Origin of the sequence: Streptomyces tardus, from assembly GCF_018101125.2 — a bacterium.
GTDB classification, from domain to species: domain Bacteria; phylum Actinomycetota; class Actinomycetes; order Streptomycetales; family Streptomycetaceae; genus Streptomyces; species Streptomyces tardus.
Window position 1 is genome coordinate 142842 of record NZ_JAELVF020000001.1, and the last position, 25410, is coordinate 168251.

Consider the following 25410-nt stretch of genomic DNA (forward strand, 5'->3'; position numbering starts at 1 on the left):
ACCGTGTGGTGCCGGCTTCCGGTCTCCCACGGCTCGGCGCGGCGGCGTGGTGCGGGTCGCAGCGGACTCGTACCGCTCGGGGCGGGTACGCCGTCGGCACACCCGTACGGGCCGGCGGCGCCGACCGCCGGTGCGCGCGCCGGTCGTACGCAAACCCGCCCCGGTTCACGGCGGGGAGACACTCGCCGCTGGTGGCGGCGACGCGATAACGTGGCGTCCCTTCTCCACCCATGGTCCGTGAAGCCGCCCTGGAGGCCCCGTGGTACAGGCGTACATCCTGATCCAGACCGAGGTCGGCAAAGCCTCGACCGTCGCCGAGACGATCGCCGAGGTGCCGGGTGTGGTCAAGGCGGAGGACGTCACCGGGCCCTACGACGTCATCGTGCGTGCCCGGGCGGAGTCGGTGGACGAGCTCGGCCGTCTGGTCGTCGCCAAGATCCAGCAGGTGAACGGCATCACCCGCACGCTGACCTGCCCGGTCGTCCATCTGTAGCTCCCCGCGTGTTCGCCCGGTGAGCTCCCTCTCGCCGGATGGCCTGCCTGCCGCATTCGCCGGCCCGTGCGAGGCGGGCGGTCGGTCCGCTTTCCACGACCCGCGGACGGGGCGGTACGCGGTCCGCGTCGCCCCCGGAGCAGGCGGTCGCGAGACCGCCCCGCCGGTTCGTACGGGTGGCGGGCGCCGCGGTCGCGGCACCGACGCACACCGGCTCGGCAGTTGGGCCTCGGTGTCGCTGTACGGCTGCCCTTCGGCGGCCACGACTCGCGCCCGGCAGTGAGACTACAACCCCCGACCGGCACTCGCCCCCAAGTCCCCGCGCGAACGCGGTCCCCCGGGGGCTCGCGCCGGTGTGACTCCGCCCGCGCGCCGCCTAAAGCCGCACGCCCCCGGCCCGTGCACAGCGCGCACCCGGCCCCGAGTACGGGCGATGCGCAGCCCGTTCGCCGCTCGTGCGCAGACCGTACCCAGCCGTGCGCAGGCCGGAACCGGACCGCCCCAGCAGCGGACGGGGCAGCGGACCGGGTTCAGCGCAGACCGGTGGAACGGTGCAGCGCAGCCTGCAGCAGACGGTCGACCAGCTCCGAGTAGCCCACTCCGGTCGCCCCCCACATCTGCGGGTACATCGAAGTGGGGGTGAAGCCTGGCATCGTGTTGACCTCGTTGATCACGTACTCCCCGTTGTCCAACAGGAAGAAGTCCGCGCGCACCAGGCCCTCGCAGGAGACCGCCTCGAAGGCGTCCACCGCGAGCCGGCGCACCTCCGCCGTCTGCTCCTCGCTCAGCGGAGCCGGGATGACACCCGGCGCGGCATCGATGTACTTCGCCTCGAAGTCGTAGAAGTCGTGCTGTCCGGGCGGCGGGATCTCCGCAGGGACACTGGCGCGCGGCCCGTCGCCGAACTCCAGGACACCGCACTCGATTTCGCGGCCGTGCAGCATCGACTCCACCAGGACCTTCGGGTCGTGGCGCCGCGCCTCCTCCACCGCCTCGTCCAGGCCGGTGACGTCCTCCACCTTGGTGATGCCCATCGACGAACCGGCGCGGGCGGGCTTCACGAAGACCGGCCAGCCGTGGTCGCCGGCGAAGTCGACGACCTTCTTGCGCGCCGCCGCCCGGTCCTGCTCCCACTCACGGGGCCTGAGCACCGTGTAAGGCCCCACCGGCAGCCCGTAGGAGGTGAAGACGCGCTTCATGTACTCCTTGTCCATGCTGACGGCGCTGGAGAGCACACCGGCACCGACGTACGGCACTCCGGAGAGCTCCAACATCCCCTGGAGCGTGCCGTCTTCGCCATAGGGACCGTGCAGCACGGGGAAGACGACGTCGACGTCGCCGAGCTCCTCGGGCACGGCACCCGGCTCGCAGGCGAGCACCTCGCGGCCGGTCGGCTCCAGCGGCAGCAGCACCTTGCCGCTGCCCTGGGTCGGCAGGCGGTCGACGTCCGGCAGCTTGCCGCCGCCGATGGCCATTCCGGCGGGGTCGTCAACGGCCCGCACCCAGCGGCCGTCCCTCGTGATGCCGATCGGCAGCACGTCGTACTTGTCCCGATCGATGGCGTTGAGTACCGCGCCCGCGGTGACGACGGAGATCCCGTGCTCTGAGCTGCGCCCGCCGAAGACAACGGCGACGCGCGGCTTGGACGGCTGACTGGAGGCGTTAGACGTGCTCATCGCCTCGAGATTACCGCCCCGCCGGGCCTCTTCGGCAGTCACGGCACGGGAACCGGAACCGGGCGCACCGCGAAGTCCGCGTCGCAGCGGCTCGCGACCCGGCCGCGAGCCGCGAACGGCGGATCCGTTGCGCGAACTGCCGCTCGTACGGTTCGGGCTCAGCGCACCTCGGCCTTGGCCGAACGCGACATCAGATCCTTCAGCGCGGCCTTCGGCGACTTGCCCTCGTGGACGATGCTCACCACCGTCTCGGTGATCGGCATGTCCACCCCGTGCCGCTGCGCCAGATCCAGCACGGACTCACAGGACTTGACGCCCTCCGCCGTCTGCCGGGTGACCGCGATCGTCTCCTCCAGGGTCATCCCGCGGCCGAGGTTGGTGCCGAAGGTGTTGTTTCTCGACAACGGCGAGGAACACGTCGCGACCAAGTCGCCCATCCCCGCCAATCCGGCGAACGTCGCGGGATCCGCACCGAGCACGAGTCCCAGCCGAGTGGTCTCGGCCAGCCCTCGCGTGATCAGCGAACCCTTGGCGTTGTCGCCCAGCCCCATGCCGGTGGCGATTCCCACCGCAAGGCCGATCACGTTCTTCACCGCACCGCCGAGCTCGCACCCCACCACGTCGGTGTTCGTGTACGGCCTGAAGTACGGGGTGTGGCACGCAGCCTGGATCCGCTTGGCCACGCTCTCGTCCTGACAGGCAACGACCGAGGCGGCGGGCTGGCGAACGGCGATCTCCTTGGCGAGGTTGGGACCGGAGAGCACCGCGATGCGCCTCGGGTCGGCCCCCGCGCTCTCCGCGACGACCTCACTCATCCGCTTCGCCGTACCCAGCTCGATGCCCTTCATCAGGGAGACCAGCACGGTGTCGGCGGGCAGTTCGCCCGACCACAGCGCGAGGTTGCCGCGCAGGGTCTGGGAGGGCACCGCGAGGACGGTGAACTCGGCCTCGTGGGCGGCCTCCGCCGGGTCGGTGGTGGCTCGCAGGTTCTCGGGGAGCTCAATACCGGGGAGGTAGTCGGGGTTCGTGCGCTCCGAGTTGACCGCCTCGGCGATCTCGCCGCGGCGCCCCCACATCATCACGTCGCACCCCGCGTCCGCGAGCACCATCGCGAACGCCGTCCCCCAGGAACCGCTGCCGAATACGGCCGCCTTCGTCACGCCTTCTCCTCCTCGGAGGTCCTGCTCCGGTGTCTGCTGTTCTTGTCGCTGTCGCTGTCATTGTCGCCACCGTCGCTGCGACTGCCGTCGCTGCCCGGCTCCCGGCGCCGTCCGACGCCCCATGCGTCCACGTCTTCCGGAGCGGTGCCGCCGTGCTGTTCCGCCGCCTCGGCCCGGTGGACCGACAAACGCTTCGCGGGCGCGGGTTCACCGCGGATGTCCGCCAGTTGCCGGGTGATCGCCTCCATGATCAGGTCGGTCACCTCGCGCAGTACCTCGGCCGTCGGCTCCACGCCGCAGAACGCGGAGAGGTCGACCGGTGGACCGGCCTTGACCTGCAACGTCCTGCGGGGAAACAGGTATACGCGCCTGCTCTTCGCATAAGGCGGCACAACCTCGTGCGCACCCCACTGCGCGACCGGAATCACCGGCGCCCCGGTTCGGAGCGCAACGCGCGCAGCCCCGGTTTTGCCGTCCATCGGCCACAGGTCGGAGTCTCGGGTGAGCGTCCCCTCCGGATAGAACACCACTCCCTGACCACGGTCGATGGCCTCGACCGCGGCGCGAAAGGCGCCTATGGCACTGGCAGTCTCGCGGTAGACGGGGATCTGGCCCGTTCTGCGCATCATGCTGCCGACGAAGCCTCTGCCGAAAAGGTTGACCTTCGCAAGGAAGCGAGGCATCCGTCCCGCGTTGTACTGATAGTGGGCGTAGGAGAGCGGGTCGAGATACGAGTTGTGATTCACGACAGCGATAAAGCCGCCCTCGGCCGGAATATGCTCCATTCCCCGCCAGACACGCTTGAAGAGAAGGTTCATCGGCGGCTTCACCAAAGCCGCGGCAAAGCGGAACCAGAAGCCGATTCTCCGGCGGGCCACCCGAACACCATCTCCTCTTGAGGTTGCGCTTCCGCTGCCACCGAACGGGTCGAGGACAACCGCACAAGTGTGGCGCTCCGACCCCACGCTGTCGACCTCACGGTAACGCCGGGCGCCGGACGCGGGTAAGAATGGGCGCGATGCTTCGTGACGCACAGGCGGGGGTCGCGACCGGCTGGACTCTGATCGTCCCCCTCAAGCCACTGACCAGGGCGAAGTCCAGACTCTCGACCGCCGCTGACGAGGTGCTGCGCCCTGCGCTCGCCCTCGCGTTCGCGCTCGACACCGTCTCAGCCGCTTTGAAGTGCCCGGAGGTCGCAGCTGTGACGGTGGTCACCGACGACGAGCTGGCGGGCCGTGAACTCGCCGCGCTGGGCGCCCGGGTGGAACCTGACACCCCACGACTCGGCCTCAACGCCGCTCTCTCCCACGGCGCGTACGCCGTACGCTCCCGCACGCCGAGGGCGCCGCTCGCCACGCTCAACGCGGACCTCCCCGCCCTGCGTCCCGCGGAGCTCGGCCGGGTACTGAACGCCGCCGCACAGGCGCCGCGCTCGTTCCTCACCGACGCGGCGGGCAGCGGCACCACGCTGCTGTCGGCCGCTTCCGGCGAGCCCCTCGTGCCGGCGTTCGGCGCGAACTCGCGGCTGTCGCACCTCGCCTCGGGCGCGCGGGAGCTGGACCTGACGGATGTGGCGAGCGTGCGTCACGACGTGGACACCGGAGAGGACCTCACCGCAGCCCTCGCTCTGGGCGTCGGGCCGCACACGCTCAGAACGTCTGGAGCGTCACCACGGTGACACGCCCCCGTACGGCCTCCCTGGCGGGAGCGTCGTCGTCCTCGACCTCGATACGCACGCGCTGCCCCGGGCGCAGCAACAGAAGGCCCCCGGCGTCGAAAGCGGCTGCATCGAAGGAAACCGGGGTGCCGTCGTCGAGCAGCACACTGCCGGAACGGGTGTGCGCGTCGAAGGTGTACGCGGTGGCCTGCATGCAAAGAGCCTAGCCGCAGGCCGGGCCCGGCAGACGCCCCGTCCCACCGGGCGGGCGGGGCAGGGACAGAAGGCGGACTGACAGACCGACAATCCGCTCGACAGCCGGCCGCCCGACGTTCCGGCGCTTCCGTCTGGCAGCACACGCCCCACTGTTCACGTAGCTGCGCACCCGACGCAGTCCTGCACAGCCCGGCACAGAGCGCCGCAACCGCGACGCTACCTGAGGTGGTGCGGACACACCGCGGGCCGGGCCCCCCGGCGGGGAGTCCGACCCGGCGATGACGAGTTGGCGGTCACCGCTTGCGCGCGGTGACCTTCTTCGCAGTGGTCTTGCGCGCACTGGCCTTGCGAGCCGGAGCCTTCTTGGCCGTGCTCTTCTTGGCCGGAGCCTTCTTGGCGGTGGCCTTCTTGGCAGTCGTCTTCTTGGCCGTGGTCTTCTTGGCCGGAGACTTCTTGGCGGTCGCCTTCTTGGCGGTGGTCTTCTTGGCAGTCGTCTTCTTCGCCGCGGCCTTGCGGGCAGTGCTGGTGGTCTTCTTCGCCGCCGCCTTCTTCGCCGCCTTCTTGGCGGCGGCCTTCTTGGTGGAAGTACCGCCGGAGAGGGTGCCCTTGGGTGCCTTCTTCACCGCGACATCGTTCTTCGGGAGCTTCTTGGTACCGCTGACCAGGTCCTTGAATCCCTGCCCCGCACGGAATCGCGGCACGGAGGTCTTCTTGACCCGCACCCGCTCTCCGGTCTGCGGGTTCCGGGCGTAGCGGGCAGGGCGGTCGACCTTCTCGAACGAGCCGAAGCCCGTGACCGAGACGCGGTCACCTGAGCACACCGCACGCACGATCGCGTCCAGTACGACATCGACCGCCTCAGCTGCCTGCTGACGGCCGCCCAGCTGGTCTTGGATTGCTTCAACGAGCTGCGCCTTGTTCACGTCTTCCCCTTCGGAGACATTGCCGGAACGAATGTGTTCAAGCTTTTTCGCACGGTAGGCAGATATACACAGCAAATCAAACACGAAACGGGCATATCACCCTAGTGCCGCAACGAACTGCCGGTTACGCAGAGGGGAAGCGGCCTCTCGCAATCTCCTCGAGCTCCTTCATCAGCCGATCAAGTCGCCGAGATGCCGCGGCAAGATCGTGCTTCGACGCGGCCGTGATGACCAGCAGCCTCCGGACAAGCACCTCCCGTTCACGGTCCGGGAGATGCAGCCTGCACACCTTGCGGTGCGCCTCCTTCAAGCCGGCGGCGACGGCGTCGTACAACTCGAGTTGACTGTCGCCTTCCATGCACCGATTGTGTCATCTAGGGCGAGTTGTCGCCTCAGGAGGGGACCAACACCGCCTCCGACCACAGAGTCGGAGCGGGAGGACGCCAGCCGATTACGCGCCAACTCACTCTGTTTTCAGACTAGTTCAAGCCAGGGCGCGATTAGTGGAGCGACACGCGACAGCGCCCCCGACCGCGACGGTCGGGGGCGCTGTGGTTGGCGCGGGGTGAGACCCAGTGCAGCTGCTCAGGTCTCACACAGTCTGTGTTCTCGGCTTGTGCACAGGCCGGTTGGCCTCGTACTCGGCGATGGAGTCGGCCTCCCGCAGCGTGAGGCTGATGTCGTCCAGCCCCTCGAGCAGGCGCCAGCGCGCGTTCTCGTCCAGCTCGAAGGCCGCGTCAACACCCGGCGCAAGGACCTTGCGCTCCACCAGATCGACGGTGACCTCCACCGTCGGGTCGGCCTCGGTCAGCTCCCAGAGTCTCTCCACCGTCTCCGGCGGCAGAACTACCGTGAGCAGGCCGTTCTTGAGGGAATTGCCGCGGAAGATGTCGGCGAAGCGCGAAGAGATGACGGCCTTGAAGCCGTAGTTCTGGAGGGCCCACACGGCGTGCTCCCGCGAGGAGCCGGTGCCGAAGTCCGAACCGGCCACGAGAACGGTCGCACCGCTGTGCGCGGGCTGGTTCAGCACGAACTCCGGGTCCTTGCGCCAGGCTTCGAAGAGGCCGTCCTCGAAGCCGTCCCGGGTGACCTTCTTCAGCCAGTGGGCGGGGATGATCTGGTCGGTGTCGACGTTGCTGCGGCGCAGCGGAACGACCCGGCCGGTGTGCGTGGTGAAGGCTTCCATGGCGGTTCAGACTCCCGCGGGCGTGGCGTCGGACAGTGCGGACAGGTCGGAGGGAGCGGCGAGGTGCCCGAGGACCGCAGTGGCCGCGGCCACCTGCGGTGAGACCAGATGGGTACGACCGCCCTTGCCCTGCCTGCCTTCGAAGTTGCGGTTGGAGGTCGAGGCCGAACGCTCGCCGGGGGCCAGCTGGTCGGGGTTCATCCCCAGACACATGGAGCAACCCGCATGGCGCCACTCGGCGCCCGCCGCCGTGAACACCTTGTCCAGTCCTTCCGCCACCGCTTCGAGCGACACCCGGACGGAGCCCGGCACCACCAGCATCCGGATGCTGTCCGCGACCGTTCGACCCTGCAACACCTCGGCGGCAGCCCGGAGATCCTCGATACGGCCGTTCGTGCAGGAACCGACGAAGACGGTGTCCACCGCCACGTCCCGCAGAGGCTGCCCGGCCGAGAGTCCCATGTACTCCAGGGCCTTCTCCGCCGCCAGGCGTTCACCGGCGTCCTCGAAGGTGGCCGGGTCCGGCACGGAGGCGCTGAGCGGCGCACCCTGACCGGGGTTGGTGCCCCAGGTGACGAACGGTGCGAGCTCGCCGGCCTCGATGACCACCTCCTGGTCGAAGACCGCGTCGGCGTCGGTGCGCAGCGTCTTCCAGTACTCCACCGCGGCGTCCCAGTCCTCGCCCTGAGGGGCGTTCTCACGGCCGCGCAGATAGGCGAAGGTGGTCTCGTCGGGCGCGATCATGCCGGCCCTGGCGCCCGCCTCGATCGACATGTTGCAGATCGTCATGCGCGCCTCCATCGACAACTTCTCGATGGCCTCGCCGCGGTACTCCAGCACATAGCCCTGACCGCCGCCGGTACCGATCCTGGCGATGACCGCCAGGATCAGGTCCTTGGCCGTCACGCCTTCGGGCAGCTCCCCGTTGACGGTGATCGCCATGGTCCGGAACGGCGACATCGGCAGCGTCTGGGTGGCGAGCACGTGCTCCACCTGACTGGTGCCGATCCCGAACGCGAGGGCGCCGAACGCGCCGTGCGTGGAGGTGTGGCTGTCGCCGCAGACCACCGTGGTGCCCGGCTGGGTGAGTCCCAACTGCGGGCCCACCACGTGGACGACACCCTGCTCGACGTCGCCGAGCGGATGGAGCCGGACACCGAAGTCCGCGCAGTTCTTCCGCAGGGTCTCCAGCTGAATGCGGGAGACCGGATCGGCGATCGGCTTGTCGATGTCCAGCGTCGGAGTGTTGTGGTCCTCGGTGGCCAGCGTGAGATCGGTGCGACGAACCGTCCTGTTGCTCTTCCGCAATCCGTCGAAAGCCTGTGGACTGGTGACCTCGTGCAGCAGGTGGAGGTCGATGTAGAGGAGGTCAGGCTCACCCTCGGCTCGCCGGACGACGTGGTCGTCCCAGACCTTCTCTGCGAGTGTCCGTCCCATCGTTTTCCCTCCGGCCGGCAGCTCTGCCAACCACATGTAGAGACCTTCGCCCCACCCAAACCCCCTCGTAATCACGCCGGGTGGTGGCCGTCACTCAAGCCTGGCGCTTTCTTCCCGAAATTGAGCTTGCGTTTCGTAATGTGAGACGTGAGTATCGACGCATGGACAACTCTAGTGGCGCCTCAAGCGGTGTGGGCGTTCTCGACAAAGCAGCTCTCGTACTGAGCGCTCTGGAGTCCGGTCCGGCAACACTCGCCGGACTGGTCGGAGCGACTGGACTGGCGCGCCCGACCGCTCACCGCTTGGCGGTCGCACTCGAGCACCACCGCCTCGTCGCCCGGGACATGCAGGGGCGGTTCATCCTCGGACCGCGACTCTCCGAGCTCGCCGCAGCAGCAGGAGAGGACCGTCTGCTCGCCTCCGCCGGCCCCGTGCTCACTCACCTCCGGGACGTCACCGGGGAGAGCGCGCAGCTCTACCGACGCCAGGGCGACATGCGCATCTGTGTCGCTGCGGCGGAGCGCCTATCCGGCCTTCGGGACACCGTGCCCGTCGGCTCGACGCTTCCGATGAAAGCCGGCTCGGCAGCCCAGGTACTGATGGCGTGGGAGGAGCCGGAGCGGCTGCACCGCGGCCTCCAGGGCGCCCGCTTCACCGCGACCGCGCTCTCGGGCGTACGGCGCCGGGGCTGGGCCCAGTCGGTCGGCGAGCGGGAGCCGGGGGTCGCTTCGGTCTCCGCACCCGTCCGGGGGCCATCCAATCGCGTCGTCGCCTCGGTGTCCGTCTCCGGGCCGGTCGAGCGACTGACCCGCCACCCGGGCCGCATGCACGCCCAGGCCATCCTCGAGGCCGCCAACCGACTCTCGGAGTCGCTGCGCCGAGGCTGACGCTCCCCCGATTCCCACCCAGCCGCGCCGACGAACACTGACAGCGTCGTCAGCTCGTCAGCCGGCCACACGCATCCGCGCCGCCCGCATCCGCCCGGCCGCCGTCTCGCCACGCCGCCCGACAGGTATGACGCCGAGCGCCCCACCCAGCCCGGAGCGCGGCATGTTCAGGTACACCGCCTCATGGGCACCGGCAGGCACCACATACGTCTCGTACCAGAAGCCGACCCGGCCCTCCTCGATCGCGACGCTCACAGCAATCTCCCCACCGGGCCCCAAGCCCTCGCCGAACTCGCTGCATCGACACCCATTGGAGAGCGGCGCTATCCATGATTGGATACTGGCACTCACCAAAGCGAAGCGCAAGAGGGCATCCGAGAAATCTCGGCTCCTGCTCGGTGACCGGTCCCGCGGCGAGCGCCGGACCGCGCAAGGACCGTGGGAGCGCGGAGCGCGCCCGCGAGAGTCGAAGGGATCGGCAGTGCGGCTGGCGGAGTTGAGCGAGCGCAGCGGCGTTCCCCTCGCGACGATCAAGTACTACTTGCGGGAAGGCCTGCTGCCGCCCGGAGAGCGAATCAGCGCCACCCAGGCCCGATACGGCGAGGAGCACCTGCGCAGACTCGGCCTGGCGCGGGCGCTGATACAGGTCGGCCGGGTCCCCGTCGCCACCGCGCGGGAAGTCCTTCGGGCCGTGGACGACGAATCGCTGGACCTCAGCCGCCGGCTGGGCACCGCGGTGAGCTCACTGCCGCCGGTGGTGCGGGAGGAGAAGGCCGAGCCCGTCTCGACGTCCGCGCAGCAGCGCGCACGCGAGCTGCTGACCGCACTCGGCTGGGAAGATCCGCACCCAAACGATCCGTCCCACCTCTCGCTCGTCTCGGCGATCACAGCCCTGGAGAGCCTCGGCTACCCGTGCGAGGTCGCGCACCTGCTCCCGTACGGCCGCCTGGCGAGCGAGCTGGCAACCAGCGACATGGACCTCATGGCCGAGTTCGAGGGCACGACTCGGCTGGAAGCCGCCGTGGCTCTCACCGTGCTCTACGAGCCGGTGCTGCTCAGTCTGCGTCGGCTGGCACACGCGAGAGAGGCCGACAGTCGCTACCGCGAGCCCGAGGGCGGGTAGATCCCACGCCGACCGCAGGGGCAGGGGGAGGCGCCACAGTGCAGCGCCGGACAGGCGCCCGACGCTGCGCGGAGCCTGCCCGTCAAAGCCGCGAGAAACAGGCCGACGTTCGTGAACCGTCGCGCATCTGAGCCGGAAAGTCCGAGAAACAGCCGACATCTCCGGAAGCGCCGCGAAACAGAGAAGGCCCGCCATCCCTGAGGATGTCGGGCCCCGCTCGGTGATCGAGTACCCCCGACCGGATTCGAACCGGCGCTACCGCCTTGAGAGGGCGGCGTGCTAGGCCGCTACACAACGGGGGCCTTCGATCTTCTGAGCGAAGATCGTGCTGGGCTACCAGGACTCGAACCTAGACTAACTGAACCAGAATCAGTCGTGCTGCCAATTACACCATAGCCCACTGGGAATCAAGCCCTTCCGGGCCTTCTGTCCGAGTGTGCGCTTCCCGGTTTCGGCTTTCGGCCTGTCCCGTTCGGCGACAGGAAGAACATTACCCGATGGTGGACGGTGCTCCAAAACGGGTATCCACGCAGCCCGTCACCGCCGGTGAAAGCGCCGGCCCGGACTGCTCCGCCGAGTCCGGCCCAGCCGGAGCCGGGGACCCACCTGAGCACCACCGGGGTGAATCGGGCGCAGGCGCGAGCCGAGCCCGTAGGGCAGCCTTCCGACGCCCGAACCCGACAGCTAACCCGGTAGGCGGTCCACGGAAGGAGTTGCGGATCGTGGCCCCACGACACCGCCCCCACCCCCCGCACCCCCTCCCCGCTCCGTCAACGCGGCTGCACCGAAGCTGGTTTGCCCCTTCCCGAAGGCCTACCGGGAAGCAACGAAACGGCCGACTCCAGGGCGGTCGCACGGGCCGCTGCCGACACACCCGTGGGCCGCCGGAGCGACGGGGTCCCAGAGCGCCGCGCAGCCGTTCCGCGACCCCGAAACCGTCCAGGGGGAGAGCGCTGCTGAGCCCGACCGCCCCGATGCGGAGCCGGCACTGAACAGCAGAGGGGAGGGCGTCGGCACAGCCCCGAAGCCATGCTCGCACCCTCCCCCAGCGTGACGTCAGTCCTGCTGCTCCAGCCGCGCCAGGGCGGCATCGATCCGGACCAGCGAAGGCTCACGGCCGAGCACTTCGAGTGATTCGAAGAGCGGCAGCCCCACCGTGCGACCGGTGACGGCGACCCGAACCGGTGCCTGGGCCTTGCCCAGCTTCATCCCGTGCTGCTCGCCGGCCGCCAGCACCGCGTCCTTCAACGACTCGGCGTCCCAAGCGGCTTCGGCGAGGCCTGCACGGGCGGTCCGCAGCAGGTCCGCGGCGCCCGGCTTCATCGCCTTCTTCCAGGATGCCTCGTCCGACACCGGCTCCTCGAGAAAGAGGAAGTCGACGTTCTGGGTGATGTCCGAAAGCACCGTGAGACGAGTCTGGGCGAGCGGAGCGAGCTCGACGAACGCCGACTCGTCGAACGACTCCGGCTTCCACGGGGCGTGCGGAGCGCGCAGCCAGGGTCGGCACGCCTCGACGAAGTCCTCAACGGACAGCTCACGCAGGTGCGTTGCGTTGATCGCCTCGCACTTCTTGAGGTCGAACCGGGCCGGGTTCGCGTTCACCGCGGTGATCTCGAAGGCCGAGACCATCTCGTCCATCGTGAAGATGTCCCGGTCCTCGGCGAGCGACCAGCCGAGCAGCGAGAGGTAGTTGAGCAGGCCGGCAGGCAGGAAGCCCCGCTCCCGGTAGAGATTGAGCGAGGCCTGCGGGTCGCGCTTCGAGAGCTTCTTGTTGCCCTCCCCCATCACATACGGCAGGTGCCCGAAGAGCGGGGTGCTGCCGTTGCCGACGCCCAGCTCGGCGAGCGCCCGGTAGAGCGCGATCTGCCGGGGCGTGGAGGAGAGCAGATCCTCGCCGCGCAGGACGTGGGTGATCTCCATCAGCGCGTCGTCGACCGGATTGACCAGCGTGTACAACGGAGCGCCGTTTGCTCGCACGATCCCGAAGTCCGGGACGTTCTCCGGACTGAAGGTCAGCTCGCCGCGCACCAGGTCCTGGAAGGTGATCGACTCGTCCGGCATCCGGAAGCGGACGATCGCGGTGCGTCCCTCGGCCTCGTACGCGGCCCGCTGCTCGGCGCTGAGGTCGCGGCACTTGCCGTCGTACCCGGAGGGCTTGCCGGCGGCGCGGGCTGCCTCTCGACGGGCCTCCAGCTCCTCCCCGGTGCAGTAGCAGCGGTAGGCGTGCCCGGCTTCCTGAAGGCGCTCGGCGACGTCGCGGTAGAGGTCCATGCGCTCGGACTGCCGGTACGGCGCGTGCGGGCCGCCGACCTCTGGGCCCTCGTCCCAGTCGAGGCCGAGCCAGCGCAGCGAGTCCAACAGCTGCTCGTAGGACTCCTCGGAGTCGCGCGAGGCGTCGGTGTCCTCGATGCGGAAGACGAGGGTGCCGCCGTGGTGCCGAGCGAACGCCCAGTTGAACAGGGCGGTGCGGATCAGCCCGACGTGCGGGTTGCCGGTCGGGGAGGGACAGAATCGCACGCGTACCGCGGATGCCGAATTCTGGTCCGTGGACGGTGAGTTGGGTGCGCTAGCCACGCTTGACAACCTTGTTGGTGAGAGTGCCGATACCTTCGATGGTGACAGCGACCTCGTCACCCACATTCACCGGTCCGACGCCCGCCGGGGTGCCGGTGAGGACGACGTCCCCGGGCAGCAGCGTCATCGCCTCGGTGATGTGCACGATCAGGTCCTCCACGGACCTGATCATCTCGCTGGTGCGCCCGAGCTGTCGCTGCTCGCCGTTGACGGTGCACATCACGGCCAGATCGCTCGGGTCCACCTCCGTCTCGACCCAGGGGCCGAGAGGGCAGGACCCGTCGAAACCCTTGGCGCGAGCCCACTGCGCCTCGCTGCGCTGGATGTCGCGCGCGGTGAGGTCGTTGGCGCAGGTGTAGCCGAGAACCACCTCGTGAACGCGCTCCCTGGGCACCTGGCTGCACATTCGGCCGATCACCACCGCCAGCTCGGCCTCGTGGTGCACCTCCGAGGAGAAGGCGGGGTAACCGACCGGGTCGCCCGGGCCTGCGACGGAGGTGGAGGGCTTGAAGAACGCCACCGGAGTGTCGGGCACCTCCTGGCCCAACTCCCGTGCGTGCTCGGCGTAGTTGCGCCCGATGGCCACCACCTTGCTCGGCAGCGTCGGGGAGAGCAGCCGCACCTTGTCCAGTGGGATCTTCTGGCCCGAGCGTTCGAACTCGGCGAAAGGATGGCCCTTGATGATGTCGAGGACGGGGCCGCCCTCGGTGTTGGCATCTCCCTCCAGGACGCCGAAACCGACGGTTCCGTCCAGGGAGAATCTGGCGATGCGCACGGCTTGCCTGCCCCTAACTGAGGTGCTGCACACAGCACTGACCGCTGAAAACTGACACTCCAGCGTATCGGGCCCGCAGGGCACCGGGACTCAAGTGTTCCGGCACCCTGCGGGCCCAAGGGTTCTGCGGCCGGCCTGCGAGGCCGGTGGCGTCAGCGCAGCCGCGCCATCAGCGCGTGCTCGACGAGCGTGATCAGACCGCTCTTGGCGTCCGCGCGGTGGCGGGCGTCGGTGGTGATGATCGGGGTGTCGGGTCCGATCTGCAGGGCCTCGCGAACCTCGTCCGGGCTGTACGGCTGGTGGCCGTCGAAGCCGTTGAGGGCGATCACGAACGGCAGCCCACTGTTCTCGAAGTAATCCACCGCCGGGAAACAGTCCGCCAACCGACGCGTGTCCACCAACACCACCGCACCGATCGCACCACGCACCAAGTCGTCCCACATGAACCAGAAACGATCCTGACCCGGCGTACCGAACAAATACAGAATCAGGTCCTGGTCGAGGGTGATCCGACCGAAGTCCATCGCCACCGTCGTCGTGGTCTTGTCCCCGGTGTGGGTCAGATCGTCGATGCCCGCCGACGCCGACGTCATCACCGCCTCGGTACGCAACGGATTGATCTCCGACACGGCGCCCACGAAGGTCGTCTTGCCCACGCCGAACCCACCCGCCACCACGATCTTCGCGGAGGTGGTGGAGCGGGCCGCACCGCTAGAGCTTCCGAAGTCCACTGAGCACCCTTTCGAGCAGTGTCACGTCTGGCTGTCCACCGGCGGACTCGTCGCCGCCGGGCTGATGGATGGCGACTAGCCCGGCCTCGGCGAGGTCGGCGACGAGGATCCGGGCTACGCCGAGGGGAATGGAGAGGAGTGCCGAGATCTCGGCGACCGATTTGATCTCGTAGCACAGGCGGCAGATGCGCTGGTGCTCAGGGAGCTGGCCCTGGAGCTGCATCGCGTCCGCCGTGGTGTGCACCAGCGCCTCGATGGCGAGCTGGTAGCGCGGCCGGGTGCGGCCACCGGTCATCGCGTACGGACGCACCAGCGGCGACTGCCCGCCGCTGCTGCCGCCGCTCTGCGCCGGTCGACTGCCCTGGCCGTTCTGGCTGTTCTGATTGTTCTGGCCGTTCTGGCCGAGCCGGCCATCCTGGCCCGCTGGCTCACCGGAACCGCCCTGGTACGACTGCCGGCCCCGCGGCGGCTCCTGTCGCTGCCTGGGCGGCGGTGTGGCCTGCTGGTGGCTCGGCGTCGAGGGGAAGTTGAAGCGCTGGTACTGCGGGTCACTCTGCGGCTGCTGTGCGCTGCCGAACGGACCGCCTGGGGGCGTTGTCACGTCTCCTCCTCCGACTGCCGATGAACGGGAGCGTCCCCCGTGAGGCGCTCCCAAGTGCCGTTCGCGTGACCGCACTTTAAGGTGCGAGGACGCAAGAAGCACTGGGTTGGTTGCTAGTTGAGAAGGCTTCCTTGCAGTTCCGAGCGGAGTTCCGGGGTCAGAACAGTGCCCGCCCGATCCACCAACAGCGCCATCTCATAACCGACAAGACCGATATCAGCCTCCGGATGAGCGAGAACAGCCAACGACGAACCATCCGAAACCGCCATAATGAAGAGGAAACCACGCTCCATCTCCACCACGGTCTGGTTCACCGCCCCACCCTCGAAAATCCGCGAAGCCCCCTGCGTCAACGACGTCAGACCCGAAGCAACCGCCGCCAACTGATCGGCACGATCCCTCGGAAAACCCTCCGACATCGCCAGAAGAAGACCGTCGGCGGAAACCACCACCGTGTGCGACACCCCAGGGGTGTTCTCCACAAAATTGGTGATCAACCAGTTCAGGTTCTGCGCTGCCTGGCTCATCGGGCTCACACTAACGCTCCTGATCGTAGGTGCTGCCGGTGCTGGATCCCGGCTGGTCGGTCTGGCTTGCTCCCTGGCTGCCGGCCCGTCCCTGACGGACACCGCGGTGCAGGTTGCTGAGCCTGCCCCGGACGTCCTCGGGGGAACGGGACACCTGGGGGCCTCCCTGCAGGGTCTGCTCCGCGGTGCCCTCGACCAGATTGGCTCTGGGTACCCGGCGCGGCAGACCCGAGATGGTGACGCCCCCGGCCTTGGGGTGACGGACGCTTTCCGCCCGCTCCCAACGCTCGTCGTTCGTCGAGCGCCATTCGCCTTCGTCGGAACCGGACTCCCGCGGTGGCTCCGGGGCCGACTCCGGCTGGACCTGCGGTGCCTCGGGCTCTTCGAGGGACTCTTCGCCACTCTCCCGACGCGGCAGACCCGCGTTCGTCAAAGAGGGTGAAGTGTCCGACGAAGATCCCGGACGATCAAAGCCTACGCGCTCCCGACCGTCAGCGGGAGCGCCGGGGCCAGGTTCGCGCGCGGACCCGTCGGCGGCACCTGCTCCGCCAGACTGTACCCCGCCTTCGGGGACTCCTTGCGCAGCCCAACTTCCCGCACTCCAGGGGGCGTTGAGGCCCTCGCCCTGACGTGTGGAGCCACTGAGAAGGCCGGATCCGGCACGGAAGGCGGGGCTGCCCTGACCGAAGGCGTCGAAGGACTCTCCGGTGACCGGCCCGCCCGGCCTCTGACCCAGGGTTCGGCCGGGAACCCGGGTGTGCAGCCCGCGGGCCGTCAGCGGATCGGAGTCGTAATGCCGCCCCTCCGGGCCCTGACCACCGTCCTGCCCCTGATCGAACCCCAGGCCCTGATCGAACCCCAGACCCTGGTGGGCGCCCTGCGAGCCGCCGCGGTCGCCGCTTCCGGGGCCGTGCGGCAGCCCGTCGCCGGAAGGCGGCGGAGGGAGCCCCCCACCGTGCTGCTGATCGCCGTACCCCTGGCCGTGCGCGTAGGTCTGGTCCGGCCCCTGCGGAGAGGTCTGGTCCGGCCCCTGCGCGTACGTCTGGTCCGGCTCGTACGCGTACGTCTGGTCCGGCTCGTACGGGGCGTACCCCCGGCCCTGCTCGTCCGGCGCGTACCCGCCGGGGTACGACTGCTCCGACGCGTACGGGCCGCTCTGCGCTCCGGCTCCGTACGACTCGCTGCCGAAGGCGTCCGACTGCCCGAAGGCTGCGAACGTCTCGCCCCGGCCGCCGCCGTCGCCCCCGGCCGGGGGCGAGCCCCGCCGCTGGGGCGGCGCGAAGGCGTCGTAGTGGTCCGGGTCGTCCTCGAGGCCGTCGCCGTACCCGCCGGGATCCGGGCCGTCGCCGCCGAGGACGCCCGCCCCGAAGGGGTCTCCCGCGCCGGGATCCAGTGCGGCCCTGCCGCCGTTCGCGAAGGGCGCCGCGGGTCCCCCCGCCTCCAGCGAAGCGGTATCGCCCGGCGCCTGCCCCCCGGCGACGTGCGGGCCTCCGATCTGCGGGGGCGAACCGGCCGGGGACGACTGATCGGGAACGATGCGGGAGACGCTGAAGCCCTCCTCCACGTACCCCTGGCCGCCTCCACCGTGGGTGATCGCCTCGGGCAGCATGACCAGCGACGTGGTGCCCGCCTGCTCACCGGAGGGCCGCAGCTGGACGCGGATGCTGTGGCGGTCGGCGAGCCGGCCGACCACATAGAGGCCCATCCGCTGCGAGATCGCCGCGTCCACCTTGGGCGGATCGGCCAGCTTGTGGTTGATGTCCGCGAAATCCTTGGCGGTGAGACCGATGCCCTTGTCGTGGATCTCGATCATCACCCGGCCGTCGGGAAGCCTCGTCGCCGTGACCCTGACCTTCGTCTGCGGCGAGGAGAAGGAGGTGGCGTTCTCCAGCAGCTCGGCGAGCAGGTGCACGAGGTCGGTGACGACCTGGCCGTGGATGTCGCTCTCCGGGACACCGGTGATCTCGATGCGCTCGTACGCCTCCACCTCCGAGGAGGCGGCGCGCATGACGTCCACCAGCGGTACCGGCTCGTTCCAGCGGCGCACCGAGTCCTCTCCGGCGAGGACCAGCAGATTCTCGCCGTTGCGGCGCATACGGGTCGCCAGGTGGTCCAGCTTGAAGAGGTTCTCCAACTGGTCCGGGTCGGCCTCGTTGTTCTCCAGATCGGTGATCAGGCCGAGTTGGCGCTCGATCAGGCCCTGATTGCGACTGGAGAGGTTGGTGAAGATCGCGTTGACGTTCCCGCGCAGCAGGGCCTGCTCGGCGGCCAGCCGCACAGCCTCACGGTGGACCTGGTCGAAGGCGCGGGCGACTTCGCCGATCTCGTCCCGGCTGTCGATCGGGATCCGGCGCACATCGGTGTCGACCTTGCCCGGGTCCGTGCGCGAAAGCTGCTCGACCAGCGACGGCAGCCGCTGCTCGGCGACGTCGAAGGCGGCGTTGCGCAGGCGGTTCATGTTGCGGCTCATCGCACGGGCCATGAAACCGGCGACCAGGAAGGCGATCAGCAGCGCGGCGAGCACGATGGCTCCGTTGATGATCGCCTCACGCTTGGCGTCTGCGGCGATGTCGCCGGCCTCGCTGACCGCCCGGTCGGCGAGATCGCGCTCGACGGTGCGGTACACGTCGAACTTGGCGGTGGCTGCGGTGTACCAGACCTCGGAGGTGACGCCGTCCTTGGCGAGCGCGGAGGGCGAGGCGCCGGTGGCGATGAGGTCGGTCATGGCCTGCATGCCGGGCGGCGCCACGACGTCCTCGTCCGCCTCCTCCGCCTTCGCCTTCTCCTCCTCGGCCTTCTTCTGCAGCCCTTCGAGGTCGGCGCGCAGTCGGGCGTTGTCCTCCTCGGTACCGGCGGCGAACGCCTCGGTGAGCGCGATGTTCTCCAGGTACGCGTACGAGCCGAAGGCGGTGACCTGCTCCTTCTTCGCCTCTTCGCCCGGCCCCGGCTTCACCAGCAGATGGGTGCCGATGGAGCGGGTGAGCGACTCCGCGGCCTTGGCGAGGGAGACGGCGTAGACGGTGCGGCCGTAGGAGGTGATGTTGCCGGAGTCGAGGCTGAGTTCGTTGGCGAGGTTCATCAGCGGGTGCTGCACCTCGACGTAGCCCAGCTGCGTCTTCACACCACTCAGGGCCTTGGTGTAGGCGCCCTGCCTGAGCTCGTCGAGCTTGGGCTCCGCCTCGGCCACGCCGTCGAGCCGGTGCTGGAGGCTCGCGGTCTTCGGCGCCCGATCGGCGGCGGCGTGGAAAGCGTCGGCGGCCTCGTCGGTCGCCTTGCGCGACTCAACGACCTCGGCGGCGTCCTGCTCACCCTTGAGCAGCGGAGCGACGGTGCGATCTCGCTCGTCGAGGAGGGCGTGGCCGTACGCGGTGGCGGCGCGCACGAGCTCGGCGGTCTTCTCGGCGTCCTCGGCGGCGTTCAGAGTCTGGACGGAGTTGCGGACAGTCAGCCCGCCGAAGATCAGCGCCACCAGGACGGGGATCAGCAGAATCGCGTTGAGTCTGGTCGCCACGCGCCAGTTGCGCAGCGCGAACCGGCTGCCGCTGCCCTCCTCCTGCGCACCCGGAGGCTCGGCTGACGTCGCCGAACCGCGCGGCGGCGTGAAATTTCCCCGCGACTCCGGCGGCGGAGATGCCGTCTTGCTTCGCCTCACTCGACCAAACCCTCTCGGCGTCGGCACCGACTGCTTGTGGTGCCTTAACTACTGCTGAGTTCAGCGAATTCCAGCACGACCGACGGGCGCATTCCAAGCACTTGAAAGTGAGATGACCAGCACGTAGCGGAGAGACTCAATAGGACATATCCCTTAATCTCCACCAAAGCGACCGAGCTTGGATGCAGAACGCAACGATTCACCCACTGTTCGTGTTCGGTGTGGGTGCTATCTCTGTCGAACCGTTATGAACTCGCAGGACAGGGTGCATCGATCTGATGAACCCTGTCCTGTGCTCCTGTGCTCCTGTGCTCCTGTGCTCCTGGCTCCCCGTGCTCTCCGCCCCCTGCGCGCCACGGTCTGCCGCCCGGCCCCCGCGGCTGATCGCTCGGGTGGGCACTTCGGCGGGGCCGACTGACGGGGCATCTGCGGGCAGGCAGCCGCACGGTTGCCGGTCTACGGCGCGCCCGCCCAAGCGGACGGGCCTGCCTCCGAGGCTGCGGGGTCAGCGCAGCCGGGCCAGCAGCGCGTGCTCCACCAGCTGGATCAGTGCGGTCTTGGCGTCCGCGCGGTGGCGGGCGTCGGTGACGATGATCGGAGCGTCGGGTCCGATCTGCAGGGCCTCGCGGACCTCGTCCGGGCTGTACGGCTGGTGGCCGTCGAAGCCGTTGAGGGCGATCACGAACGGCAGCCCACTGTTCTCGAAGTAATCCACCGCCGGGAAACAGTCCGCCAACCGACGCGTGTCCACCAACACCACCGCACCGATCGCACCACGCACCAAGTCGTCCCACATGAACCAGAAACGATCCTGACCCGGCGTACCGAACAAATACAGAATCAGGTCGTCGTCGAGGGTGATCCGACCGAAGTCCATCGCCACCGTCGTCGTGGTCTTGCCGCCGGTGTGGGTCAGATCGTCGATGCCCGCCGACGCCGACGTCATCACCGCCTCGGTACGCAACGGATTGATCTCCGACACGGCGCCCACGAAGGTCGTCTTGCCCACGCCGAACCCACCCGCCACCACGATCTTCGCGGAGGTGGTGGAGCGGGCCGCACCGCTAGAGCTTCCGAAGTCCACTGAGCACCCTTTCAAGCAGAGTCACGTCCGGTGCGCCGCCCGGCTCACTGCCGCCGCCCGGCTGGTGGATGGCCACCATCCCGGCCTCGGCAAGGTCGGCGACAAGGATTCGGGCAACGCCCAGAGGTATGGCCAGCAGCGCGGACACCTCGGCGACCGACTTCACCTCGTTGCAGAGGTGGCAGATGCGCTGGTGCTCGGGCAACAGGCCGGGCAGCTGGGTCGGGTCGGCACTGGTACTGACGAGCGCTTCGATCGCGAGCTGATAGCGCGGCCGGGTGCGGCCGCCCGTCATCGCGTACGGGCGCACCAGCGGCTGGTCGCCCTCGCCTTCGTACGGCGCGCTGTGATCAGCGGCTCCGTACGATCCGGGCGAGGGGGGCGGGGTGGTCATGGCTCCTCCGGCGAAGCAGAAGGTCGACGAGACGGATGGGACGTGCTCGAGCTCAAGTACGGGGAGCTTGCGGTCAGTTGAGGAGGCTTCCTTGCAGTTCCGAGCGGAGTTCCGGGGTCAGAACAGTGCCCGCCCGATCCACCAACAGCGCCATCTCGTAACCGACAAGACCGATATCAGCCTCCGGATGAGCGAGAACAGCCAACGACGAACCATCCGAAACCGCCATAATGAAGAGGAAACCACGCTCCATCTCCACCACGGTCTGGTTCACCGCCCCACCCTCGAAAATCCGCGAAGCCCCCTGCGTCAACGACGTCAGACCCGAAGCAACCGCCGCCAACTGATCGGCACGATCCCTCGGAAAACCCTCCGACATCGCCAGAAGAAGACCGTCGGCGGAAACCACCACCGTGTGCGACACCCCAGGGGTGTTCTCCACAAAATTGGTGATCAACCAGTTCAGATTCTGCGCCGCCTGGCTCATCGGACTCAACTAACGCTCCTGCTGGTAGGTGGGGCGGTTGCCCCGGTCGTTGCTGCCGGGGGCCCCGCCGGCCTGACGGCCCTGCGCGATCCCCCGACGGAGGTTGGTGAGGCGACCGCGCACCGCGTCGGGCGCGCGGGAAACCTGCGGCCCCGACACCTGCACGGACTGCTGCTGCGCGGCCCCCTCCACCAGGTTTGCCTTGGGAACCCGCCGAGGCAGGCCCGAGGTCGTGACGCCGCCGGCGGCGGGTGTACGCAGTCGTTCGGCTCTGCGCCACAGCTCGTCGTTGGCCGAGCCGTTGCCGACGGAGGCCTGGGGCTGCTGCCCGGTCTCCTCCGGCCCCGCCTGCCGCTGGGGTGCGATCGGTGAGGCCGCTCCGGACGGGCGCGTCTGCTGCGGGCCCGGCTCCGACGGGGCGGGCTCGACCGACTGCGGGTCGCGGCTGAACCAGTTCGTCTCCATCTGCTCGAAGATGGGCGTACGGGTCTCCGCGGTGGCGGTCGCCGGAATCGGGATGTCCAGCTCGGTGGTGTCGTCGTGCACCGGCTGAGGCGCGTACCCGTGCGGCGAAAGCGGGTCCTGGCGCGCGTAGGAGTCGGGCTGCGGCGGCCCTGCCGGAGCACCGCCGTTGGTCCCGGGGCGACCGAAACCACCGTCGAACACCGACTCCTCGTGGCCGCGCGGCCGGTCGTCCGCGGCCCGTACCCGCTGCTGCTCGGCGGTGGCCTCACCACTGGCCCAGCTGGGGCGCTGGGCGCCACCGGCAGCTTCGTCGGAATGCTGCGGCTGAGCAGGACGGGCGTTCTGGGCGCGCTGGGGCAGCTGCGGGCGGCCCTGCGACGGCGCGGGAAGACCGGGACGCTCACCCGCTCCGGGCAGCGGAGCGGACTCCGCGTTCCGCGCGGTCTCCTGCCTCTGACTCTCGTCCGCCCCGCCGCGCTGCGGCAGCCTGGCCGGCAGCTCGCCTGCCGGCCCGCCGCGGGCGGGCAGCCGCGGCCTGTCCACGCCCTGGTCGGCCCTGGGCATCGCGGGCGCGGGGCCCGGGGCCGCGGGAGACGGCGTGGCGGGCGCCGGAGTGTTGCCGGCCGGACGGCCGCCGAACAGCGGCGCCGCCTGGCTCCCGCCGCCCTGACGCTGCGGCCCGCCGGGCCCGCCCGGGCCACCGGGACCACCACCGAGCCGTCCCGCACCGGGCAGCGCGGGGCGCGCTCCGCCACCGCCGACCTGGCCGCGTGTGGGCAGTGCGCCGAGCCGGCTGGTGCCGGGGGTGCCGCCCTGTGGCTTCTGGAGCCGGGGCGCAGGCGCGCCGGCACCGCCGGGCCCGCCCTTGTCCCTGGCCACCTGGCCGCTCTGGGTGACGTCGACGGGCAGCATGACCAGCGCCGTCGTACCACCGGAGTCCGAGGGACGGAGCTGGATGCGGATGCCGTGCCGCAGCGAGAGCCGGCCGACCACGAACAGGCCCATGCGACGAGAGACCGAAACATCCACGGTGGGCGGGCTGTTGAGCCGCTCGTTGATCGCGGAGAGGTCCTCGGGAGAGAGGCCGATGCCGGTGTCGTGGATCTCCACCAGCACCCGCCCGTCGGGCAGCGCGTGCCCGGTGACCTTCACCTTGGTCTGTGGCGAGGAGAACGAGGTGGCGTTCTCCAGCAGCTCGGCGAGCAGGTGCACGAGGTCGTTGACCACGCGCCCGGCGACCTCGATGGTCGGCACCCCGCTCAACTCGATGCGCTCGTACTGCTCCACCTCGGATGCTGCGGCGCGCAGCACGTCGACCAGCGGTACGGGACGGGTCCAGCGGCGCCCGGGCTCCTCGCCGGCGAGGACCAGCAGGTTCTCGCCGTTCCGGCGCATACGGGTCGCCAGGTGGTCCAGCTTGAACAGCGAGGCCAGCTGGTCGGGGTCGGCCTCGCGGGACTCGAGCTCGGAGATCAGCGAGAGCTGGCGCTGGATGAGCCCCTGGCTGCGGCGCGAGAGGTTGGTGAACATCGCGTTGACGTTGCCCCTCAGCAGGGCCTGCTCACCGGCGAGGCGCACGGCCTCGCGATGCACGTCGTCGAAGGCCGCGGCGACCCGGCCGATCTCGTCCCTGCTGTGCACGCCGACGGACTCGACGGTGGTGTCGACCTCCTGCGGGTCCGACTCCGAGAGCTGCTTGACCAGCTCGGGCAGCCGCCTGCGCGAGACCTCCTGCGCGGTGTCCTGGAGACGGCGCAACGATTTGACCATCGCGCGGGCCACCACGAAGGCGCCGATGAGCGAGATACCGAGGACCAGGACGATGAAGGCAATGTTGAGAATGACTTCCCGCTCCGCCTCCTTGCCCAGCTGACGGGCCTGCTGCTCCATCTCCGTCAGGAGAGTGGTCTCGATCTTCTCCATCTCGTCGATCTTCGTCCGGTCCTGGTCGTACCAGTCCATGTACGAGCGCTGGTCGGCCCTGATGCCGTCGGCGCTCTTGAAGACCCGGCTGGCGTACGCGTCCGCGGAGACGATATTGACGATTCCGCCGGTCAGAGACTTGATGAGCTGCTCCGCGCCGTCACCGTAGATCACCGTGAACCGCGCCAGAGCGGCGTCCTCGTTGTCCTTGGCGGTGCCGCCGAAACGGCGGTCGTTCTCCGAGAGCTTCGCACCGTCGGGGTTGGCCAGTCCGGCGCTGATGATCGCGCGCTGGATGGAGGCGTACTCCTTGGAAGTGGAGAACGCGGCCAGCGCCCGGGTGCTGTTGATCATGTCGGGGTTGCTGGTGGCCTGCGCCATGTCCTGCGAGAGCGTGAGCAGGGACTCGATGATGCGGTTGTAGTCGCTGACGGTCTCGGCGATCGCGTCGTCGTTCTCGTAGGAGCGGTCCCGGATGTCCTTCAGCAGGCCCAGCTGGCTGCCGATGCTCACGACCGTGGCCCGGACGCCGGCGAGCTCCTCGCTGTCGCCCGAGAACTCCTTGCTCTTCTCGTCGAAGGCCTTCTTCGCCTGGTCGCTGCGCTCCCTGGGGGCGGCGACCGCGTCGTCCTTGGCGTTGCCGTGCGCCGTCATCGGGCCCGCGGAGCGGTCGCGCTCCTCCTGGAGGGCGGCGGCCAGCGCGGTGGCCTGCTGCGTCATCTCCGTCAGCAGCTGCATGTTCTTGAGCTGCGCGGCCTCTTCGTTGGCGTCGACGACCCGGAAGGCACCGAGGGCGGTCGCTGCGACGACCGGCAGTGTGAGGAGGGAGACGAGCCGGGTACTGATCCGCCAATTGCGCAGCAGAAGCCGGGAGCCCGCGCTGGGCTCCGCCTCGGCCGTGGCGCCGTCCTGGGGTTCCTCCTCGGCAGCGGCGCTCTCCGCGCCCGCACCGTCGAGGTTCCGCACGAGCGGTGACTGGTCGTCGTCCTGCGCACGCTGTGGAGCAGAGCCGCGGTCGTTGGACCCGCGCAGCTCCGAAGCCGCTGCAGCCTTGCTGTCCCTTTTGAAACGTCCCTGCACTAGCGTCGCAACCTCTGGACCGGGCGTCCCGCCGGAGTGCGGCAGGACGGTGTTGAGCCGGAAGCTTTCACAGGGCCTTCCGGCGGTCGTGAGTGACCTACGTGCTTCCCCAGGGCCGCCGCGCGGCGCTGCTCTGCGCCCCGTGCGCGCCGACTGATGTCCCACGGCGGTCCGTGGAATTCCAGCACAGTGCCGGATGTCCAACAAGGGCCGGGAATCGACCTGTGACATAGGTGACCCTGCGAGGTCACAGCGTGACATTAAGTCAATAGGAACCAGGAGCAATTCGGGCGTTTGCGACCGACCAGACGGCACGGCAAGCTGCCCCGGCAGCGACACCGCTCGGCGTTCTGCGCGCA

The 25410-nt window shown here is 69.2% G+C and carries 22 protein-coding genes, 2 tRNA genes, 1 pseudogene and 1 riboswitch; of the genes and pseudogenes, 4 read left to right on the forward strand and 21 right to left on the reverse strand.

Features of this window, described 5'->3' with window-relative positions; all coding sequences use genetic code 11:
• The first annotated feature begins 259 nt into the window (after positions 1-259).
• A complete protein-coding gene (locus tag JGS22_RS00585) occupies positions 260-493 on the forward strand; it encodes an Lrp/AsnC family transcriptional regulator (RefSeq protein WP_211040125.1) in 234 nt (77 codons plus the stop codon).
• A 530-nt stretch (positions 494-1023) separates the two neighbouring features.
• Here the strand turns inward: JGS22_RS00585 and JGS22_RS00590 are convergent.
• The 3 genes from JGS22_RS00590 to JGS22_RS00600 form a co-directional block, all read right to left on the reverse strand.
• Positions 1024-2169, reverse strand: coding sequence for a D-alanine--D-alanine ligase family protein (locus JGS22_RS00590; RefSeq protein ID WP_211040126.1), 1146 nt, complete (start codon positions 2167-2169; stop codon positions 1024-1026).
• 158 nt (positions 2170-2327) lie between these two features.
• Entirely contained in the window at positions 2328-3329 is a 1002-nt protein-coding gene (locus JGS22_RS00595; RefSeq protein ID WP_211040127.1) for an NAD(P)H-dependent glycerol-3-phosphate dehydrogenase, read from the reverse strand.
• Positions 3326-4207, reverse strand: coding sequence for a lysophospholipid acyltransferase family protein (locus JGS22_RS00600; protein ID WP_211040128.1), 882 nt, complete (start codon positions 4205-4207; stop codon positions 3326-3328). The genes JGS22_RS00595 and JGS22_RS00600 overlap by 4 nt, the downstream gene beginning before the upstream one ends.
• A 140-nt stretch (positions 4208-4347) precedes the next feature.
• Here JGS22_RS00600 and cofC point away from each other — a divergent pair, with 140 nt between their 5' ends.
• Entirely contained in the window at positions 4348-5007 is a 660-nt protein-coding gene (gene cofC, locus JGS22_RS00605) for a 2-phospho-L-lactate guanylyltransferase (RefSeq protein ID WP_211040129.1), read from the forward strand.
• Here cofC and JGS22_RS00610 read toward each other — a convergent pair.
• From JGS22_RS00610 to leuC, 5 genes are all read right to left on the reverse strand, one after another.
• Positions 4979-5200 (reverse strand): hypothetical protein, encoded by a 222-nt coding sequence (locus JGS22_RS00610; protein ID WP_211040130.1) that lies wholly within the window; start codon positions 5198-5200, stop codon positions 4979-4981. The two genes, cofC and JGS22_RS00610, sit on opposite strands and share 29 nt — an antisense overlap.
• A 295-nt stretch (positions 5201-5495) precedes the next feature.
• Positions 5496-6125, reverse strand: a complete 630-nt coding sequence (locus JGS22_RS00615; protein WP_211040131.1) for an HU family DNA-binding protein — start codon at positions 6123-6125, stop codon at positions 5496-5498.
• Positions 6126-6249: 124 nt separating this feature from the next.
• Complete coding sequence (locus JGS22_RS00620) at positions 6250-6483, reverse strand: SCO5555 family protein (RefSeq protein ID WP_211040132.1); 234 nt, start codon at positions 6481-6483, stop codon at positions 6250-6252.
• A gap of 234 nt (positions 6484-6717) precedes the next feature.
• On the reverse strand, positions 6718-7311 hold the full coding sequence (gene leuD, locus JGS22_RS00625) for a 3-isopropylmalate dehydratase small subunit (RefSeq protein ID WP_211040133.1): 594 nt from the start codon (positions 7309-7311) through the stop codon (positions 6718-6720).
• 6 nt (positions 7312-7317) lie between these two features.
• Positions 7318-8748, reverse strand: a complete 1431-nt coding sequence (leuC, locus tag JGS22_RS00630; protein ID WP_211040134.1) for a 3-isopropylmalate dehydratase large subunit — start codon at positions 8746-8748, stop codon at positions 7318-7320.
• Positions 8749-8909: 161 nt separating this feature from the next.
• On the opposite strand from leuC, the gene JGS22_RS00635 reads away from it, so the two are divergent.
• Positions 8910-9635: an IclR family transcriptional regulator gene (locus tag JGS22_RS00635; protein ID WP_211040135.1), complete on the forward strand. Its 726-nt coding sequence runs from the start codon at positions 8910-8912 to the stop codon at positions 9633-9635.
• 57 nt (positions 9636-9692) lie between these two features.
• Here the strand turns inward: JGS22_RS00635 and JGS22_RS25770 are convergent.
• Positions 9693-9869: pseudogene (locus JGS22_RS25770) on the reverse strand (monooxygenase family protein); the annotation flags it as partial.
• Between the two features lie 247 nt (positions 9870-10116).
• Here JGS22_RS25770 and JGS22_RS00645 point away from each other — a divergent pair.
• Entirely contained in the window at positions 10117-10758 is a 642-nt protein-coding gene (locus JGS22_RS00645) for a MerR family transcriptional regulator (protein WP_211040137.1), read from the forward strand.
• A 229-nt stretch (positions 10759-10987) separates the two neighbouring features.
• Here the strand turns inward: JGS22_RS00645 and JGS22_RS00650 are convergent.
• The 12 genes from JGS22_RS00650 to JGS22_RS00705 form a co-directional block, all read right to left on the reverse strand.
• A tRNA-Glu gene (locus tag JGS22_RS00650) sits at positions 10988-11060 on the reverse strand.
• Between the two features lie 26 nt (positions 11061-11086).
• A tRNA-Gln gene (locus JGS22_RS00655) sits at positions 11087-11158 on the reverse strand.
• Positions 11159-11319: 161 nt separating this feature from the next.
• Positions 11320-11473: riboswitch (cyclic di-AMP (ydaO/yuaA leader) on the forward strand.
• A gap of 341 nt (positions 11474-11814) precedes the next feature.
• Positions 11815-13398 (reverse strand): glutamate--tRNA ligase, encoded by a 1584-nt coding sequence (gene gltX / locus JGS22_RS00660; RefSeq protein WP_211039618.1) that lies wholly within the window; start codon positions 13396-13398, stop codon positions 11815-11817.
• Positions 13325-14107 carry a fumarylacetoacetate hydrolase family protein gene (locus tag JGS22_RS00665; RefSeq protein WP_211039617.1) on the reverse strand — a complete coding sequence of 261 codons (783 nt, stop codon included), beginning with the start codon at positions 14105-14107 and terminating at the stop codon, positions 13325-13327. Before JGS22_RS00665 ends, gltX begins: the two co-directional genes overlap by 74 nt.
• A gap of 152 nt (positions 14108-14259) precedes the next feature.
• Positions 14260-14838 (reverse strand): GTP-binding protein, encoded by a 579-nt coding sequence (locus JGS22_RS00670; RefSeq protein ID WP_211039616.1) that lies wholly within the window; start codon positions 14836-14838, stop codon positions 14260-14262.
• The gene (locus tag JGS22_RS00675; protein ID WP_211039615.1) at positions 14819-15439 is read right to left on the reverse strand and encodes a DUF742 domain-containing protein; all 621 of its coding nucleotides are present in this window, start codon (positions 15437-15439) and stop codon (positions 14819-14821) included. Before JGS22_RS00675 ends, JGS22_RS00670 begins: the two co-directional genes overlap by 20 nt.
• Positions 15440-15552: 113 nt before the next feature.
• On the reverse strand, positions 15553-15966 hold the full coding sequence (locus JGS22_RS00680) for a roadblock/LC7 domain-containing protein (protein WP_211039614.1): 414 nt from the start codon (positions 15964-15966) through the stop codon (positions 15553-15555).
• A gap of 10 nt (positions 15967-15976) precedes the next feature.
• Entirely contained in the window at positions 15977-19618 is a 3642-nt protein-coding gene (locus JGS22_RS00685) for a nitrate- and nitrite sensing domain-containing protein (RefSeq protein ID WP_308405447.1), read from the reverse strand.
• Between the two features lie 505 nt (positions 19619-20123).
• A complete protein-coding gene (locus JGS22_RS00690) occupies positions 20124-20702 on the reverse strand; it encodes a GTP-binding protein (RefSeq protein WP_211039613.1) in 579 nt (192 codons plus the stop codon).
• Positions 20683-21096, reverse strand: coding sequence for a DUF742 domain-containing protein (locus JGS22_RS00695; protein ID WP_211039612.1), 414 nt, complete (start codon positions 21094-21096; stop codon positions 20683-20685). Before JGS22_RS00695 ends, JGS22_RS00690 begins: the two co-directional genes overlap by 20 nt.
• A gap of 73 nt (positions 21097-21169) precedes the next feature.
• Positions 21170-21583 carry a roadblock/LC7 domain-containing protein gene (locus tag JGS22_RS00700; protein ID WP_211039614.1) on the reverse strand — a complete coding sequence of 138 codons (414 nt, stop codon included), beginning with the start codon at positions 21581-21583 and terminating at the stop codon, positions 21170-21172.
• A gap of 9 nt (positions 21584-21592) precedes the next feature.
• Positions 21593-25051: a sensor histidine kinase gene (locus JGS22_RS00705; protein ID WP_211039611.1), complete on the reverse strand. Its 3459-nt coding sequence runs from the start codon at positions 25049-25051 to the stop codon at positions 21593-21595.
• Positions 25052-25410: the final 359 nt, after the last annotated feature.